Genomic DNA, 18,913 nt, shown 5'->3' on the forward strand with positions numbered 1-18,913 from the left:
ATTAAGTCCTTATCCAACGGATACTTGGACTTGTTATTTATTTTCAGATGCCTTAAATAAAGTCCTTGAGATATAATTAGCTTTAAAAATCATTAAAAACTTTACAGTTTATAACCTTATTTAGCTACTATTCCAAGGACTACTTTTCAAATTAATTGCTTAATATTAGTCTTCACCTATTATCCTTACTTCAGTATGAAGTTCAACTCCAAACTTTTCTTTAACAACTCTTTGCACATGTGCTATTACTTCTAGAACATCTTTTGCAGTAGCATTGCCCTTATTAATTACAAAGCCAGAATGTTTTTCTGAAACTGCTGCTCCTCCTATAGAAAATCCCTTTAACCCAGAATCTTGTATAAGCTTTCCTGTAAAGTATCCTTCTGGTCTTTTAAAAGTACTCCCGGCTGAAGGAAATTCCAAAGGTTGTTTTTCTTCTCTTCGCCTTGTAAGTTCTGATATTCTATCATCTATCTTTTCTTTAATGCCATGCTGTAATTTCAACGTAGCTGAAACTACTACATATCCTGCTTTCATTACTTTGCTTGTTCTATATCCTAACTCAAGATCTTCTTTACTAAGTGTAATTAAATTTTCACTGTCATCTATAACTTCTGCTTCTTTAATAACATATGACATCTCTCCATCATATGCTCCTGCATTCATAAAAACTGCTCCACCAATGCTTCCTGGTATACCACATGCAAATTCGAATCCTGTAAGCTTATTATTTGCTGCTGCCTTAGAAACATCTGACAATAATGCTCCACAATCAGCTTTTACTTCATTACCTTTAACTTTTATAGAATTTAAGGCACAAAGTTTAATTACAACCCCTCTTATTCCACCATCTCTTACAATAAGATTAGATCCATTTCCGATTATAATATAAGGTACATTATGCTCTTTACATAAGTTAATAGTCTTAACAACTTGTTCAACATTAACTGGATTAACTAAAAAATCAGCCGGTCCTCCAACTTTAAAATAAATATGCTTACTCATAAGTGTATCAATTTCTATTTGGTTTTCTTTATACACACTTAATAAAATATTATAAAACCCCTTATATTTCATGACTTGACTCCTCATTTAAATTTACTGTTACTTACTTAGTATATGATAATTATTGCCCTCTTATCAAGGATTAAATCTAACTTTTTTCATTTAGACATCTAAAAGTACATAGGTTTATATACTCAGCTATCAAAATTTATTATTTACTTCCAGACGTTTTAAAAAATTGAAGTATGCTTTCTGCTGCCTTCTTATCTATAGAAGCAGTATCCAACAATTCTTCCATAGTGGCTTTTCTTATATTCTCTACGCTTCCAAACTTCATCAATAAATTTCGTCTTCTCTTCTCACCTACATTAGGAATATCCTCAAGAATTGAATGTAAAGTTCTTTTATCTCTCAAACTTCTATGATAAGTTATCGCAAATCTATGAACCTCATCCTGAATTCTAGTTATCATGTGCATAAGATTGCTGCTGCGATTAATGATAAATTCTTCATTATTAAATATTAATCCTCTTGTTTGATGCTTATCATCTTTTACCATGCCGCATACAGGTATATCTATATTAAATTCTTTAAGCACTTCTAACGCTATATTTACTTGTCCTTTGCCACCATCCATCATTATAAGCTCTGGAAAGAAAGAAAATTTGCCTTTTGATAGTTCTAAATTTCTTTCTGATATGGCCTTTACCTCTTCAAGCCCTCTTGAAAATCTTCTGGTTAAAATTTCTCTCATACTTTCATAATCATTAGCCCCTTTGACAGTCTTAATCTTAAATCTTCTATAATCTGAATTTTTAGGTTTTCCATCCTCAAATACTACCATTGTACCTACAGAATCTACACCTTGTATATTAGATATATCATAAGCTTCAATTCGTCTTGGGCTTTCACCTAATCCTAAAAGATCTGCTAACTCTAATAAGGATATCTTATTTATTTCTTTATCCTTCAATATCTTATCTTTAAAACTTTCTAAGGTTATTTTTGCATTTTTTGATACCATATCAAGCATATCTTTCTTTTCACCTTTTTTAGGTATCTTGACCCAAACCTTTGAGCCTCTTTTTACTGTTAAAAAGCCTTCTATAAGTTCTTGTTCCGCTATTTCAGGAACATATATATACTTTGGTATATTAGCAGTACCTCCATAAAATGATGGTATAAATTCTTCTAATATTTCTGCTATATTTTCCGCTGCCCTATCTTCAAGCATAAAATGTTCTCTACCCGAAACTTTCCCATCTCGTACAAAGAATATCTGCACACAAACGTCCTTGCCATCGCTATATAGATTTATGAAATCTTCATCATCTTCTTTAGCTGTAAACATTTTTTGTTTTTGAACAATATTTTCTATTGCTAAAATTTTATCTCTAAACTTTGCAGCTTTTTCAAACTCTAAATTTTCAGAGGCCTCTTCCATCTGCAATTTAAGTTCTTTTACTATATCTGTATCTTTGCCTGTAAGAATATCTATTATATTCTGCACATATACCAAGTAATCTTTCTTAGATACATACCCTGCGCAAGGTGCTTTACAAAGATTCAAGAAATAATTCAGACAAGGTCTTACAGGCTCTGAGCCCTCATTTATTGCTTTTTTACAAGTCCTTAGTGGATATAATTTTTTTATTAAATCCACAGTTTCATATACTGCCGTACCATTAGTATATGGTCCAAAGTACTTATTTCCATCCTTGGCATAATTCCTTGTAACAAAAACTCTAGGAAAATCTTCATTTGTCGTTATTTTTATAAATGGATAAAACTTATCATCTTTTAGCAGTATATTGTACCTAGGACTATATTTCTTTATGAGATTACACTCAAGTAACAATGCCTCCATCTCTGAATCTGTCACTATATATTCAAATTCAGCTATGTTCTTCACCATAGCCCTTACTTTTTCAGAATGATTCTTTGAATTCTGAAAATATTGTCTCACCCTATTTTTTAGTATTTTAGCTTTACCTACATAGATAACTTCGCCTAGGGTATTCTTCATTAAGTATACCCCAGGCTTATCAGGTAATATTTTTAATTGATATTCAAAATCGAAAATCTTAATGCACCTCCTATTTAGATAGTGCTGTCTTTAATATACTTCCTGCTATTGGTGCTGCTACTAATCCACCATGACCTCCACTTTCTACAATTACTGCAATAGCATATTGTGGATTGTCTGCTGGTGCAAAACCTATAAACCATGAATGAGGAGTAGCATCCTGTCCATTTGCAAGATTATAATCTGCAGTTCCTGTCTTTCCAGCTGCATTTGTACCTGCAAATACACCCCAATCAGCATTTATTCTATCATCAACTATTGCTTTCATATATTCTTTTATTGTGGCCACATCATTTTTAGCTACTATTCCTGATTTTATAATCTTAGGTGATGTTTTTTCCACAAGGTCTCCATCTTTATTCACAATCTTATTCACAATTGTTGGTTCCATCATTGTTCCGTCATTAGCTACAGTCGATGCTACTAATGCCATCTGCATTGGAGTTGCCAAAACACTACTCTGACCAATACCAGATTGTGCAATACTTCCTGGCTCACTCTTACTGATTGTAGGAAATTTACTTTGTTCCAAATATAATCCTTGAGTTGGTAAAGTTTGATTAAATCCATACTTTTCTGCTGTTGCCTTTAGTTTATCATTTCCAAGTTCTCCTGCTAATGTTCCAAAAACAACATTACTTGATACTTCAAGTGCTTTTTTTAAACTTATTGGTCCATAAGCTGTTCCATCTAAATTTCTAAGTGATTGCTTAGAGTTAAATACTATCTTACCATCATCCTGAAACACTCTATTTCTAACACCAGATATATTTTCTAGAGCTGAAGTTAGAGTAACTACTTTAAATGTTGAACCTGGTGGATACATACCTGATAACACTCTATTCATTAATGGATAATCCTTTAGTTCTCCAGAATTAGCTTTAGGTATTACTTTATCCAATTCATTAGGATTAAAAGATGGTTTTGAAACCATTGCTAGTATATCTCCATTTTTAGGATTTAATACTACTACTGCTCCCTTATAGTCACCTAACGCATCATAAGCAGCTTTTTGAATTCTAGTATCTAAAGTTGTGTAAACACTATTTCCCACCTTTTGTTCTGGCTTGTTTCTATTCTCCCAAGCTGACTTTAGATCAAGAGATTTAAGAAATTTTTGTAAAGTTATGCTATCATAATTAATTAACTGATTATCAAAAGACTTTTCTAATTGAGAATAACCATACTTAGGACTTGCATATCCTATAATATTTCCATAATATTCTCCTTGAGTATAAGTTCTTTTCTGTGTAACTGGATCAACCTTCTCACTCTTAGTAAGGGCCAAACCATTTCTATCAAAGATAGTTCCTCTTAAAACTTCATTTCTCTTTGCCATTAGTCTAACATTGTTTGGCTTTTCAGCTATCTGTGGAGCCTTAAATAATTGAAAATAAGCTATATATGTTATTAATCCTATTAATAAAAATAAATATACTATTAATACTCTTTGAATCGTAGTACTTAGTTCTGTTTTCTTCATCTAATTCCCCTCCTCTGATATTTTTTGGAGAATTCCTAGTGCAAAAAATATAGTAAGCATTGATGTTCCTCCATAGCTTATCAATGGTAATGTTATTCCTGTTAATGGGATAACTGAAAATACTCCTCCAATTATAACTAACACCTGCATTACTATCATAGTACTAAATCCAACTGCACTAAGTTGTGAAAACTTGTCATTTGTAGCTAGTGCTGCTCTCATTCCTCTATAAAATAGTAAGAAATATATCAGCATTATTCCTACTGCAAATACTATTCCTAGTTCTTCACATATTACAGCATAAATCATGTCAGTAGCTCTTTCTGGAATATATTGTGGCAATCCTTGTTTAAATCCTACCCCAAAAGCTCCTCCAGAAGATATGCTATAAAGGCCTTGAACCAATTGATAACTTTTGTCATTAGCATAATCCCATAAATGTGCCCATATTAGAACTCTCTGTCTTACATGACTAAAAAGTTTATAACTTATCACAGAGCCTACAATAAATAGACCTAAACATGTAATTAAATACTTGCCCTTAGACGTAGCTATATATAAAACTGTCACTGCTATTGCAAAAAACAAAAGAGCTGACCCTAAATCCTTCTGCAATACCATAAACCCCAACGAAGCCATTACAATAGCTGCAGGTTCAATTAACTGCTTAAAGTTTCCTACAATATTTCCTTTGTCCTCAAACTTTTGAAGGGCTGAGGCCAAATATAATACTAAAAATATCTTTCCAATTTCTGAAGGTTGAAAACCAAATCCTCCAAATCTGACCCAGTTTCTAGATCCATTAATAGTCTCAACCCCCAGTGCTAATGCCATTCCCATGAATATTAGTGTGAACACCATATAAACATATTTATATTTTGCGAAACTTCTTAAATCAGGTATTACAACCACAATTAATATATAAGAAGTTAACCCTGCTGCAAAATACAATAGTTGTCTTATCGCTTTTCCTTGATCCGTTTTTACAGTTAATCCTAATCTATATAGTACAGCAATGCCTATCATAGATAAAACTGCTGCAAATATCATAAAATATTTATCTCCATCTGGATAGAACTTTCTTATTACAAAATAAGCAAAGCATGTAAATGCAATTAATACTCCTGCAAGTATTAGAGGTGTCTTGTCTATTGGATCCTTTAATAAAGCAAGATTACCGAATAAACCTATACATAGTAAAAACACTATACCCAGTAGTCTTCTTTCATATTTTGCTGACTTCATATTACTTCACCTCGTTAATCTATTACCTTTAGGACAATATTACCTAATCTAATTTCATCATTAATATTTAACTTTGTTCTTCCTTCAATTTTGCTGCCATTCACAAAGGTTCCATTAGTGCTTCCAACATCCTCTATAAAAAACACATTGTTTCTTGTGTATAGCTTAGCATGATAACCTGATATAAATTCATCATTTAATACTATAGAATTATCCTCTTTTCTTCCAAATGATATAGTTTCTCTCACTGGAATTATCGACCCTTGCTTTAAGTTTTCGTTACTTGAACTTTTTATAACTTCTAAGCCATGTGCCTGCCTAATCTGCCTTCTTTTACCTTTCTTACTACCTTTAACATCCTTATACATAATCTTTAATGCATAAGTAATAATAAAATATAAAATTACTACAAATATTATTCCAAATACAAAATTAATAAGCTTGCTAAAACTCATGATTTCACCTCAAAATATTTATTATATATACATCCACTTTTATTTATATAGCCATTTTCCACTGCATACATATTAAATATATATTACTAATTTTCAATGTCTATCATATTGATTATACACTAAAAATATCACTATGAAAAATTTATCATAGTGATATTGTATTTTTTATAGACATTTAACTCAATATCTTTATAAATATTTCTTTAAATATTTACCTGTATATGATTCTTCTACTTCTATAATTTTTTCTGGGGTTCCTGTAGCTATAATAGTTCCACCTTTATCTCCACCTTCTGGACCTAAATCAATTATATAATCAGCGCATTTAATCATATCTAAATTATGCTCAATAACAACTACACTATTCCCTGCTTCAACTAGTCTTTGAAGAATTTCTACCAATCTTTTTACATCATCAACATGAAGCCCTGTAGTTGGTTCATCTAAAATATACAATGTCTTCCCTGTGCTTCTCTTTGAAAGCTCATAAGCAAGTTTGATTCTTTGTGCCTCTCCTCCTGATAATTGAGTAGATGGCTGACCCAATCTAATATAGCCTAGACCAACATCATATAAAGTTTGAATTTTATTTTTTATTCTAGGTACATTCTCAAAGAAAGCTAACGCTTCCTCTACTGTCATATTAAGTATTTCATCAATATTCTTACCTTTATATTTTACTTCAAGAGTTTCTCTATTATAACGCTTTCCTTTGCAAACATCACATGGTACATATACATCAGATAAAAATTGCATTTCAATTTTTATTATTCCATCCCCACTGCAAGCTTCACATCTTCCACCTTTAACATTAAAACTGAATCTACCTTGTTTGTATCCTCTCATTTTAGCTTCTGGTGTTGTAGCAAATAATTCTCTTATTATATCAAAGGTTCCTGTATAAGTAGCTGGATTTGATCTAGGTGTTCTTCCTATAGGGCTTTGATCTATAGCAATAATTTTATCTATATTTTCATATCCTTGAATTTCTTTATGAGCACCTGGGTTTGGTTTGCTCTTATTTATTATCTTCATTAACCCTTTGTATAATATTTCATTAACCAAAGTACTCTTTCCTGATCCTGACACTCCTGTGACCATTGTTAGAACACCTAAAGGGAATTTTATGTTAACATTTTTTAAATTATTTTCCTTTGCACCTTTTACAGTTATAAAGTTACCATTTCCTTTTCTTCTTACCTCTGGTACTTCTATTTTCTTCTTTCCTGTCAAATACTGTCCTGTAATTGAAGCTTCACATTGTTTTATTTCTTCTACAGTTCCTGCAGCTATAATCTCTCCACCACGTTCTCCAGCTCCTGGACCTATATCCACTACATAATCAGCTTCTTTTATAGTATCATCATCATGTTCTACTACAACTAATGTATTACCTATATCTCTAAGGTGTTTTAATGTAGCGATAAGCTTATCATTATCCCTTTGATGAAGTCCTATACTTGGTTCATCCAATACATATAACACTCCCATTAGTTGAGATCCTATTTGTGTAGCTAACCTTATTCTTTGTGCTTCTCCACCTGACAATGTTCCAGCATTTCTAGCCAAATCTAAGTAATCTAAGCCTACATCTATTAAAAATTGTAATCTTGAGTTTATCTCTTTTACAATTTGTTGACTAATGATTTTATTCTTTTCAGAGAACTCAATAGACTTTATAAATTCTAGTTCATCTCTTACTGACATCCTTGTGAACTGATTAATATTTTTACTACCTATAGTAACTGCCAATGCTTCTGGTTTTAATCTAGCACCATTACACTTTGGACATGGATTATTACTCATGAATTGTTCAATTTCATCCTTTATGTAATCTGAACCTGTCTCCATGTATCTTCTCTTGAGAGAATTAATTTCTCCATCAAAGCTATGGTTATATTTCTTTTTCACACCCTCTTTAACATAATGAACTTCTACAGTTTCTCCATTAGTTCCATACAATAAAATATCAACTATTTCTTTAGACAAATCTTCTATTGGTGTTTTTAAATCAAACTTATATTTTTTACTTAGAGCCTGAAGCACAGCATAAGTCCATGAATCTTCCTTCAATCTGCCTTCACCCCAAGAAGCTATGGCTCCTTCCATGACACTTATAGATTTATTAGGTATAATTAAATTCTCATCTATTTCTAATAAAGTTCCAAGCCCATCACAATGATCACATTTTCCCCATGGAGAGTTAAATGAAAATAGTCTTGGCGCTAATTCTCCTATACTTATACCACAATCTGGGCATGCGAAATTTTCACTATAAAGTGTGTCTCCCTCGCCAATAACATTAATAATTACTAAACCTTCCCCAAGCTTTAATGCCGCTTCTACAGAGTCTGTCAATCTACTTTCCATATCAGCTTTAACAACAAGTCTATCAACTATAACTTCTATATTATGCTTTATATTTTTTTCAAGTTTTATTTCATCTTCACTTAAATCATAGATTTCACCATCAATTCTAATCCTAATATATCCACTCTTTCTCACATTATCTAAAAGTTTTTCATGAGTTCCTTTTCTCCCTCTAACTATAGGTGCCAAAACTTGAAACTTTGTTCTCTCAGGTAATTCTTTAACTTTATCAACTATTTGATCTATAGATTGCTGAGAAATCTCCTTACCGCACTTTGGACAATGTGGAGTTCCTACTCTTGAATATAGAAGTCTTAAATAATCATAAATCTCTGTAACTGTTCCAACTGTAGATCTCGGATTTTTGCTAGTAGTCTTTTGTTCTATTGAAACTGCTGGTGATAACCCTTCTATAGATTCCACATCCGGCTTATTCACTTGCCCTAAAAATTGTCTTGCATAAGCACTTATAGACTCCATATATCTTCTTTGCCCCTCTGCATACAACGTATCAAAAGCTAAAGAAGATTTGCCTGAACCTGATAATCCAGTAAATACTACAAGCTTATCTCTAGGTATTTCCAAGCTTACGTTCTTTAAATTATGAACCTTAGCTCCTTTAATTTTTATTTTATCAATCATTTCTTTACCCTCCCATTCATCTCTATACTTCTTTTAACTTTTGTAATTTATCTCTTAATTCTGCGGCTCTTTCAAATTGTAAATTCTTCGCTGCTTCTTTCATTTCTTTTTCTAATTTCTTAATTATCTTTTCTTTATCCTTAGGAGAAACCTCCACTTCTTCACTTATGATGTATTCTGCACTTTCTTCTGCAACTTTACTTGCTTCTATAACTTCTCTTATATCCTTTATTATAGTCTGAGGCGTAATACCATTCTCCTCGTTGTATTTCATTTGAATAGCTCTTCTTCGATTAGTTTCACTTATAGCGGTGTTCATGGATTTTGTAATATTGTCTGCATACATTATTACCTTACTCTCAGAATTTCTAGCTGCTCTTCCAATAGTTTGAATCAATGATGTTTCTGAACGAAGGAAACCTTCTTTATCTGCATCCAAAATTGCTACTAAAGCCACCTCTGGTATATCAAGACCTTCCCTTAAAAGATTTATCCCAACCAAAACATCTACTTCTCCAGTTCTTAAAGAACGTATAATCTTCATTCTTTCTATTGTCTCTATATCTGAATGCATGTAGGTAGTTTTCACACCCAAGTCCTTAAGATATTTTGTTAAGTCTTCTGACATCTTTTTTGTTAGGGTAGTAATTAAAATTCTAAATCCTTTTGATATGGTTTTCTGAATTTCTCCATACAAATCATCAATTTGGCCATTAACAGATCTTACTTCAATCTCTGGATCTAAAAGACCTGTTGGTCTTATTATCTGCTCCGCTATATTGGTTGAATGATCTATTTCATAAGTTGATGGTGTTGCAGAAACAAATACTACTTGATTCATTTTTTCCTCAAATTCATCAAACTTTAATGGTCTATTATCATAAGCACAAGGTAATCTAAAGCCATACTCCACTAAAGAATTTTTTCTTGACCTATCTCCTCCATACATTGCCCTTACCTGAGGAAGAGTAACGTGACTTTCGTCAATAAACAACAAATAATCTCCCGGGAAATAATCAATTAATGTTTGTGGTGGAGTGCCAGGATCTCTTTCGTCTAAAATTCTCGAATAATTTTCAATTCCAGTACAATATCCTACTTCTCTAATCATCTCTATGTCAAAATTTGTTCTTTGTTTTAGTCTTTGAGCCTCTAATAATTTTTCCTCAGCATTTAACTGCTTTAACCTGTCCTCCAGCTCATCTTCTATTATCTTTATTGCTTTTTCAAGTTTCTCTGCTGATGCAGCAAAGTGAGATGCCGGAAATATTGATACATGTTTTCTACTATTTAATATTTTTCCCGTCAAAACATCAAATTCTTTAATATCATCTATTTCATCACCAAAAAACTCTATTCTTATTCCTGTATTATCTTTCGATGCTGGAATTATATCTAATGAATCTCCTCTGACCCTAAATGTTCCTCTAGAAAAATCAATATCATTTCTTTCAAAATGTATATCAATAAGCTTTCTTATAATCTCATTTCTCCCTATCTCCATTCCCTTTCTTAGAGAAACAGTTAACTTTTTATATTCTTCTGGATTTCCCAACCCATAAATGCAAGAAACTGAAGCTACTATAATTACATCTCGTCTCTCTAAAAGAGCTGATGTTGCTGAATGCCTTAACTTATCAATTTCATCATTTATCGAAGCATCCTTCTCTATAAATGTATCAGTCTGTGGTACATATGCTTCTGGTTGATAATAATCGTAATAAGAAACAAAATATTCTACTATTGCATCTGGAAAAAATTCTTTGAATTCACTACATAATTGAGCAGCTAAAGTCTTATTATGAGCTAGTACTAAAGTAGGTTTATTTACCCTCTCAATTATATTTGCCATTGTAAAAGTTTTTCCTGAACCTGTTACTCCTAAAAGAGTTTGAAACTTTTCTCCATTTTCAATCCCATTAACCAGACTATCTATAGCCTGTGGCTGATCTCCGGTGGATTTGAACTTAGATACTATTTTAAATTCATTCATTGTAGTCCTCCTCATAATTTAAAACAATTTCTCTCCACTCTTCTTTCGAATATATGTTCTATTATACTATACTATTTTTTATTAATCAATTTCCAAAATTATAAATTAATTTATTTATCTGTATAGTAAAAAAAATCCACATAGTGGACTTCTTTAACTTTATTTTTTATTTGTCTTTTTTAATTTATCTAATATATCTTGAAATTTAGCTTTATCAAAAGGAATAGCTTCATCTAAAGCTACAGCTTTAGGCACTAAAATCACACCTAACCTCTTACCTCTGAGCGGTTCTATTAATAAAGTTTCTAACTTTCCATTAACTTTCTTAACCTCTAACTGTATTCCTATACTACTTTCATTAATAATCTTGTATATAGACTTCTCATTAGGTATATCATTATTATTTATAGTTAGTATTCTATCCCCACTTCTTAAATTTAATTCATCAGCTACAGAATTTGGTAATACTTCCAATATGCATATTCCATTCTCATCACTAATATATAACGGAGTTCTAGCATCTTCAATTTTTCTCTGAATATGCAACATTAATTCATGACCTATTGGTGCAAAAACTAATACTATCAGCTGTCCAATTATCCCTATATCAGCAATTTGGGCTACCGCTGTCAAAGCAATTCCGTATAAAGAAATACAGACTCCAGACAACTTACATTTTTCTCTTTTGGTCATAGTAAATGTATATGATGAATACCCAATCACACCATATAATGACGCTATTTGTATAGTTCCTACAGCTAATATACTTACCATTGTATTATGCTGTATTAATGGCCACCAACTTGGTGTAGATATTACACTTTGACCCACTGTACTACTTCCATTTAATATAAAAAGTAACGCTACTGGCATTGGCCAATATCTTTTTAATGCAAAACCTCCAGATATCTTTCCATTCTTATTAGAGAATACTGGGATGGAACCCTTATGTCCATCAAATGCAACTAAGATGCCTTCCAGGATATGCAACACTCCTACAAAAGTCATCAGTGCAACTACATTTACACTAATTGATGAGGTCATATTTTCCATAGAATAAAATGCATTTATTATTAGAGCTAAAAATCCCAAAATTGATGCTGAATACGAAAAACAAAAAAGTCGTGGCTTATAAAACATAAGTAATATAGATATTAAAAACAAAAGTTCAATTCCTGAATTTTCATTAAACGCAACACCTAAATAAGTTAATATTATACTTCCCACAGTTCCTGCAAAAATACCTAATACTATTTGCGATAAAGTAAGCTCTAATGGGGATTCTAATTGATCCCCCATAATCATCTTTTGCATTAAAGTATTTCTTCTATTCTTAAAATAAAATATAACGCTCAAGGTTATAAGTATTAAAGTTGAAGTAGGTTCAACTATTGCAGCTGCTATGGATTTTAGAGAATGCATTGCTAAATCCATAACTTCAATTCCTCCTACTTTATTTTATCTTGCACAATTTCTAATGCCTTTTTAAATTGCGGATCCTTAGTTCTATCATATGGTTTATCAAGCAATTCTTTAGGGTACTTAACTTCAACATCAGGCGCAATACCTTTTTTGTGAATATTAATTCCCAAAGGAGAGTAGTACTTTGAAATTGTTACCTTTAACGCAGATCCATCCTTTTTATCTTCTAACGTAACCTGAACAATTCCTTTACCAAAAGTTCTTTCTCCAACCAAAGTTCCTATTTTGTAATCTCTAACTGCTCCTGAAACTATTTCTGAAGCACTAGCTGAATTGCCATTTACAAGTAGAACCAATGGCATTCCTATAGCCTCTCCGCCTTTTGAAAGACTTTCTTCTTTGCTATTATATTTATCTATTGTAGATACTACTAGTTTATCCTTAGGAATAAAATTTGATACCAAATTTACTGCTGCAAATAAATATCCTCCTGGATTATCACGTAAATCAAGGATTAACCCCTTCATTCCAGCTTTCTTTAGTTCTGCTAGCTTAGCATTAAAATCATCAGCTGTATATAACTCAAATCCTGATACCATTATATATCCTATATTTGATGTTACCATTTCACCAGATACTGATTCATTTTTTATTTCATCTCTAACAACACCTATTTCTAAAGTCTGGTTATCACCTCTTAAAATAGTAAGCTTTACTTCTTCTTTCTTATCACCTTTCATTACAGCAATAGCATCATCCAACTGAGCTCCTGTATATGATTTTCCGTTAACTTTTAAAATATAATCGCCTGATTTGATACCTGCTTTTTCTGCTGGTGAACCTTTTTGTGGTTTTATTACATATATTTTATCATTCTTTGCAGTTATGTTAATCCCTAACCCTAAAAAGCTACCATTAACTTTATCCATATAATTTTTATATTCTTTAGCATCCATATAATATGTATATGGATCACCTAATGCTTGAGACATTCCTTTTATTGCCCCATCTAACAATTTATTATCATCTATTTCTCCATCATACTTTTTATAGATTGTATCTCTAATAGCAAATAACTTTTTATATTTACTTACATCTGAAATACCATCCAATTTTTGAGCAATTACTTTATCTCTTATCCACGGAAAAACACCATTAAATGTTAAAAACCCACCTGCAACAAAAGAGGTACAATTAGTAACTATTAATAATATTACAATTGATGCTGTTATTATAACTTTCTTTTGTTTCTTGTTTCTTAACATTCTATTACTTTCTTCAGTAGATTGTTCTTCATTTTGCATATAAATTATTACTCCTTTCCATTGTTTCAACGACTAACAAGGTGAATAATTTATTACACTATTAAAAACTTTCTTAAAGCAATAACACTACCAAATACACCTATAGCAATTCCAGCCAAACAGAATTCCCATGATACTCCATATAATATGTAAGATGGGTCTACTAATTTAAATGAAATAAATGCTTCTGCTATCTTATGATATACCCATTTATATGAAAAGTATAAGACAACTGTAGATATAATTCCACCTACTATCCCAATAAACATACCTTCTATAATAAATGGCCATCTAATAAATGCATCTGTCGCTCCAACGAATTTCATGATTCCAATTTCTCTTCTTCTTGAATATACTGTAAGCTTTATAGTATTTACTATTAAGAATATTGAAACAAACGCTAATATTGCAACAAAAGCAATTATCACCCATCTTAATGTCTTAGCAAAATTTGAGATTGAATTTATTAATTGTTGATCATTTCTATAAGATTCTACTCCTGATAGATTTTTTACTGCATTAATTACATTTTTTACATCATCAGGATTCTCAACTTTTACAGTATATGATGTTGGTAAGGGATTCTTTGCAGGATCATCATATCCTTCAAAAATTTCCTTATAATCTGCAAACTGCTTTTTTGCATTTTCTAATGCTTGTTCCTTACTTTCATAGGTAACTTCCCTTACTCCCTTGGTTTCTGATAATTTAGCTTGAATAGTATTTTTGTCACTAATATTAATATCCTTTTTTAGGTATACCTTTATTACTACCTTATCTTCTACACTTTTTACTCCACTATTCACATTTAAACTTAAAATCAATGATATACCAAAAATAAAAAGTGTGGCTAATATAGTAGCTATAGAAGCTATCGTCATAGTTTTATTTCTTTTTAAACTCTTAAATGCATCTCCAATATAATAATTAAATGTACTCATTTTCATCTTCGTATCTTCCCCTCTTTTCATCCCTTACTATCTCGCCCTTCTCTATGGCAATAACTCTTTTCTTCATGTTGTTAACAATTTCTTTAGCATGAGTTGCCATAAGAACAGTAGTTCCAGCTTTATTTATATCATCTATAAGAGCCATTATTTCATGCGCTGTTTCTGGATCTAGATTTCCTGTCGGTTCATCAGCAATTAAAACTTGAGGATTATTAACTAATGCTCTTGCTATTGAAACCCTCTGTTGTTCTCCTCCTGATAGTTCACTAGGGAACATCTTATATTTATGCGATAATCCAACCAAAGATAAAACCATAGGTACTCTTTTTCTTATTTCTTTTGGTGATGCTTCCACTACTCTCATAGCAAAAGCTACATTTTCATAAACATTCAATGTTGGTATAAGTCTAAAATCTTGAAATATCATTCCTATCTTTCTTCGATAATATGGTACTTCTCTTCTCTTTACTTCTGATAAAGTAGTAGAATTTACAACTAAGCTTCCGGTACTTGGTTCAATCTCTTTTAATAACATTTTTATAAAAGTAGATTTACCAGCTCCACTTGGTCCTACTAGGAAAACAAATTCTCCTCTCTCTATAGTAACATTTATATCATTTAAAGCTTTTACATTATTATTATAGACTTTACTAACATTTTTAAACTCTATCATATAAAGACACTCCTTAAAAATTATTGCATAATACAAAACTGATAATTGTATCATTTTAAATACATAAAACATTATATCATAAGACACATAGTAATAATATTTTATTTTTTTAATTGTTTATGAACTTTTATGTTACATGTCCATAATTTTTGCCGATTATTGTAACTTTATTGGTGTCCTTCCATTTAAATCATATAAATTCATAATGATTCCTTTGATTTAATTAACATTACTGGCTAATATTTATATTAAATTGTATCATCTAATTCCTTAAATCCTTCTCCCAAAACTTCATGTACTTCATTTACTGTAATAAAAGCTCTTGGATCTCTTTCCTTTATAAAATCTTTCAACTTTATAAATTCATTTCTACCTAATACTGTATAAAGCACTAATATCTCAGAATTCTTATAGCCGCCAATACCTCTTACTAAACTGCAACCTCTTTCTAAGTCATCTATTATAAAAGCTCTGATTTCATCCTGTTTTGTACTTATTACAGTTACTTCCTTAACTGTGTTTATACCTTCAATAAATCTATCTATTGTCACACCTAAAATAATAACTGATAGCAAAGCATATAAAGCCGCATCTATTCCAAATGCCTTTATAGCTCCTAATGTTATTAAAAAATCTACTATTAAAAGTGCCTTTCCAATAGCTATATGAAAAATTTTATTTAAAATCTTTGCAAGTATATCTGTACCTCCTGTAGATGCATTATAATTAAATACTATTGACATGCCTACAGCAGAAATTAGTGTTCCAAAAATAGTTGCAATGATTAAATCTTTACTTACAGCAACAGGATTAAAAAACTTTTCTATTATCCACATAACAACAGATAATCCAAATGAGGCGTATAGTGTTTTAGCTCCAAAGTTACCACCAATAACAACAAATGCTACACCAAATAAAACTAAATTAACTATAAAAACTATTGTTCCATTAGATATAAACGGAAAGAAATGGTTTACTACTATAGCCAACCCTGTTACACCACCTGCAGCTAATTTATTAGGTGCTAGAAAATATTCTACTGCTATGGCAGTTAAAATCACACCTAAAGTTATCATTAAATAATCTTTAACAACCTTCTTTTTCATAATTCTATGCTCCTTTAATATTTCATCAATAATGTAGAGTTAATTGTATAATTATATTGTTCCAAAAAAGCAACTCAAAATATACCAATATATATTCTATCATTAAAATTTTAAAAGCACAAAATTAAATAACAGTATGAAGTCTAACTTCATACTGTTATTTAATTATTTATCTTAATTCTTTTTTTACTGTATTAATTATATCCTGTGAGGTTAATCCATACTCTTTTAAAAGTTCATCTGGTTTTCCACTCTCACCAAAAACATCTTTTACACCTATTCTTATAACCTTTGTTGGTTGTTCTTCAGTAACAACTTCAGCTACAGCTGAACCTAAACCACCAATAATGCTATGTTCTTCAGCCGTAACTATAAACTTAGTCTCTTTTGCAGCCTTAACAATTATTTCTTTATCTATAGGTTTTAATGTATGAATATTAATTACCCTTACATCTATTCCTTCCGCTCTTAAACTTTCTTCAGCCTTAAGTGCTGCTTCTACCATAATTCCAGTTGCGATTATAGTAGCAGTATTTCCACTTCTAAGTTCAACACCTTTTCCTATTTCAAATTTGTAGTTATTTTCATCATTTATTGTTTCTACAGCCATTCTACCAAGTCTAACATAACATGGTCCATTATATGCAGCTATAGCTCTTATCACTGCTTCTGTTTCTACTGCATCTGATGGATTGATTACCGTCATATTTGGAATACTTCTCATTAATGATAAATCTTCAATAGCTTGATGAGATGCTCCATCCTCTCCTACTGTTAACCCTGCATGAGTGGCACATATTTTCACATTTAAATTTGGATAGCAAATTGAATTTCTAATTTGTTCAAATGCTCTACCTGCTGCAAACATAGCAAATGTACTTACATAAGGTATTTTTCCGCATGTTGATAATCCTGCTGCTACTCCCATCATATTAGCTTCTGCAATTCCCATATTTATAAATCTATCATGGCATACACCTTTAAAGTCTGCTGTTTTTGTAGATTTAGAAAGATCCGCATCAAGTACAACTATTTTTTCATTTTCCATTCCTAATTTAGCTAAAGCTTTTCCATAAGCTTCTCTTGTAGCAATTTTAGTTCCCATTAATTTTCTCCTCCAATCTCACTTATTGCTTTTTCACATTGTTCTTTACTTGGTGCTGTACCATGCCATGAAGCTTCATTTTCCATAAAAGATACACCTTTGCCCTTAATTGTATGGCAAACTATTGCTGTTGGTTTATCTTTTGTACTTCTAGCTACATCTATAGCTTCTATTATTGCCTCAATGTTATGCCCATCTATATTTAAAACATTCCATCCAAAAGCTTCAAACTTCTTATCTATAGGACCTGGATTCATTACATCTTCCACTTTCCCATCTATTTGTAACCCATTAGAGTCAATAAATGCAGTTAAATTATCTAATTTATAATGAGCTGCAGACATTGCTGCCTCCCAAACTTGACCCTCTTCTAATTCTCCATCACCTAATAATGCAAACACTCTATAATCTTTTTTATCAAGCTTACCTGCTATAGCCATTCCTGTTGCTGCAGATATTCCTTGACCTAATGACCCTGTAGACATATCTATTCCTGGTACATCATTCATATTTGGATGCCCTTGTAGCTTTGAACCTATTTTTCTAAGAGTATGTAATTCTTTTATATCAAAAAACCCTTTTCTTGCTAATGCACTATATAATACTGGAGCTGCATGCCCCTTAGAAAGTACAAATCTATCTCTGTCTTCCATCTTTGGATCATTTGGATTAACATTCATTTCTTTAAAATATAATGTAGTTACTATATCCGCAGCAGATAATGAACCACCTGGATGTCCTGAAGCTGATTCTGTTAGCATTGTAATAATATCTTTACGTACTACCACTGCCATATCCTTTAATTCTTTAACATTCATTTCGAATAACCTCCTACCATTAATTTCTTCCATTTTATCATAATCTTCTTTATTTGCATAGTATATTTTCTTACGCCACCAAAATAGCATATACTATTTAAAGAATTGTGCTACACTAATAGTCTTGTTATATACTCTACTATAACCTTAGAAACATTTATTTGCAGCATTACTTGAACTTCTAAAGAATTTACTAAGCATACTCCCTTGAAAAGTTAATATAAAAAATAAGCCTGTAGGATAACATTTTCATACT

The 18,913-nt window shown here is 31.3% G+C and carries 14 protein-coding genes; all 14 read right to left on the reverse strand.

Annotation, left to right across the window (positions count from 1 at the left end; all coding sequences use genetic code 11):
• Nucleotides 1-165: 165 nt before the first annotated feature.
• The 14 genes from murB to OCU47_RS16595 all read right to left on the reverse strand — a co-directional run bounded on the left by murB (nt 166) and on the right by OCU47_RS16595 (nt 18,657).
• Nucleotides 166-1,077: a UDP-N-acetylmuramate dehydrogenase gene (gene murB / locus OCU47_RS16530; RefSeq protein WP_261829712.1), complete on the reverse strand. Its 912-nt coding sequence runs from the start codon at nt 1,075-1,077 to the stop codon at nt 166-168.
• Nucleotides 1,078-1,216: 139 nt separating this feature from the next.
• Complete coding sequence (uvrC, locus tag OCU47_RS16535) at nt 1,217-3,088, reverse strand: excinuclease ABC subunit UvrC (protein WP_261830649.1); 1,872 nt, start codon at nt 3,086-3,088, stop codon at nt 1,217-1,219.
• Between the two features lie 13 nt (nt 3,089-3,101).
• On the reverse strand, nt 3,102-4,574 hold the full coding sequence (locus OCU47_RS16540) for a peptidoglycan D,D-transpeptidase FtsI family protein (RefSeq protein WP_261829713.1): 1,473 nt from the start codon (nt 4,572-4,574) through the stop codon (nt 3,102-3,104).
• Nucleotides 4,575-5,819 (reverse strand): FtsW/RodA/SpoVE family cell cycle protein, encoded by a 1,245-nt coding sequence (locus OCU47_RS16545; protein ID WP_261829714.1) that lies wholly within the window; start codon nt 5,817-5,819, stop codon nt 4,575-4,577. It abuts the gene before it with no gap.
• Between the two features lie 14 nt (nt 5,820-5,833).
• Nucleotides 5,834-6,274, reverse strand: a complete 441-nt coding sequence (locus tag OCU47_RS16550) for an FHA domain-containing protein (protein ID WP_261829715.1) — start codon at nt 6,272-6,274, stop codon at nt 5,834-5,836.
• 189 nt (nt 6,275-6,463) lie between these two features.
• Entirely contained in the window at nt 6,464-9,286 is a 2,823-nt protein-coding gene (gene uvrA / locus OCU47_RS16555) for an excinuclease ABC subunit UvrA (protein ID WP_261829716.1), read from the reverse strand.
• 22 nt (nt 9,287-9,308) lie between these two features.
• Entirely contained in the window at nt 9,309-11,279 is a 1,971-nt protein-coding gene (uvrB, locus tag OCU47_RS16560) for an excinuclease ABC subunit UvrB (protein ID WP_261829717.1), read from the reverse strand.
• A 159-nt stretch (nt 11,280-11,438) separates the two neighbouring features.
• Nucleotides 11,439-12,713, reverse strand: a complete 1,275-nt coding sequence (locus tag OCU47_RS16565; RefSeq protein ID WP_261829718.1) for a PDZ domain-containing protein — start codon at nt 12,711-12,713, stop codon at nt 11,439-11,441.
• 14 nt (nt 12,714-12,727) lie between these two features.
• Nucleotides 12,728-14,005, reverse strand: a complete 1,278-nt coding sequence (locus tag OCU47_RS16570; RefSeq protein ID WP_261829719.1) for a S41 family peptidase — start codon at nt 14,003-14,005, stop codon at nt 12,728-12,730.
• 53 nt (nt 14,006-14,058) lie between these two features.
• Nucleotides 14,059-14,952, reverse strand: a complete 894-nt coding sequence (gene ftsX / locus OCU47_RS16575) for a permease-like cell division protein FtsX (RefSeq protein ID WP_261829720.1) — start codon at nt 14,950-14,952, stop codon at nt 14,059-14,061.
• Nucleotides 14,933-15,628, reverse strand: coding sequence for a cell division ATP-binding protein FtsE (ftsE, locus tag OCU47_RS16580; RefSeq protein ID WP_261829721.1), 696 nt, complete (start codon nt 15,626-15,628; stop codon nt 14,933-14,935). The genes ftsX and ftsE overlap by 20 nt, the downstream gene beginning before the upstream one ends.
• Nucleotides 15,629-15,876: 248 nt before the next feature.
• On the reverse strand, nt 15,877-16,734 hold the full coding sequence (locus OCU47_RS16585; protein ID WP_261829722.1) for a YitT family protein: 858 nt from the start codon (nt 16,732-16,734) through the stop codon (nt 15,877-15,879).
• 169 nt (nt 16,735-16,903) lie between these two features.
• Nucleotides 16,904-17,839, reverse strand: a complete 936-nt coding sequence (locus OCU47_RS16590) for a transketolase family protein (RefSeq protein ID WP_261829723.1) — start codon at nt 17,837-17,839, stop codon at nt 16,904-16,906.
• Nucleotides 17,839-18,657, reverse strand: coding sequence for a transketolase (locus OCU47_RS16595; RefSeq protein WP_261829724.1), 819 nt, complete (start codon nt 18,655-18,657; stop codon nt 17,839-17,841). The genes OCU47_RS16590 and OCU47_RS16595 overlap by 1 nt, the downstream gene beginning before the upstream one ends.
• Between the last annotated feature and the right edge of the window lie 256 nt (nt 18,658-18,913).

Origin of the sequence: Clostridium sp. TW13 (assembly GCF_024345225.1) — a bacterium.
GTDB classification, from domain to species: domain Bacteria; phylum Bacillota; class Clostridia; order Clostridiales; family Clostridiaceae; genus Inconstantimicrobium; species Inconstantimicrobium mannanitabidum.

Excerpts from the sequence above, each read along its gene's own strand:
- OCU47_RS16565 (WP_261829718.1), bottom strand. The coding sequence starts at position 12,713 with ATGGATTTAGCAATGCATTCTCTAAAATCCATAGCAGCTGCAATAGTT.
- uvrA (WP_261829716.1), bottom strand. The coding sequence starts at position 9,286 with ATGATTGATAAAATAAAAATTAAAGGAGCTAAGGTTCATAATTTAAAG.
- OCU47_RS16585 (WP_261829722.1), bottom strand. The coding sequence starts at position 16,734 with ATGAAAAAGAAGGTTGTTAAAGATTATTTAATGATAACTTTAGGTGTG.
- OCU47_RS16540 (WP_261829713.1), bottom strand. The coding sequence starts at position 4,574 with ATGAAGAAAACAGAACTAAGTACTACGATTCAAAGAGTATTAATAGTA.
- uvrB (WP_261829717.1), bottom strand. The coding sequence starts at position 11,279 with ATGAATGAATTTAAAATAGTATCTAAGTTCAAATCCACCGGAGATCAG.
- OCU47_RS16545 (WP_261829714.1), bottom strand. The coding sequence starts at position 5,819 with ATGAAGTCAGCAAAATATGAAAGAAGACTACTGGGTATAGTGTTTTTA.
- OCU47_RS16550 (WP_261829715.1), bottom strand. The coding sequence starts at position 6,274 with ATGAGTTTTAGCAAGCTTATTAATTTTGTATTTGGAATAATATTTGTA.
- murB (WP_261829712.1), bottom strand. The coding sequence starts at position 1,077 with ATGAAATATAAGGGGTTTTATAATATTTTATTAAGTGTGTATAAAGAA.
- OCU47_RS16590 (WP_261829723.1), bottom strand. The coding sequence starts at position 17,839 with ATGGGAACTAAAATTGCTACAAGAGAAGCTTATGGAAAAGCTTTAGCT.
- OCU47_RS16570 (WP_261829719.1), bottom strand. The coding sequence starts at position 14,005 with ATGCAAAATGAAGAACAATCTACTGAAGAAAGTAATAGAATGTTAAGA.
- ftsX (WP_261829720.1), bottom strand. The coding sequence starts at position 14,952 with ATGAAAATGAGTACATTTAATTATTATATTGGAGATGCATTTAAGAGT.
- ftsE (WP_261829721.1), bottom strand. The coding sequence starts at position 15,628 with ATGATAGAGTTTAAAAATGTTAGTAAAGTCTATAATAATAATGTAAAA.
- OCU47_RS16595 (WP_261829724.1), bottom strand. The coding sequence starts at position 18,657 with ATGAATGTTAAAGAATTAAAGGATATGGCAGTGGTAGTACGTAAAGAT.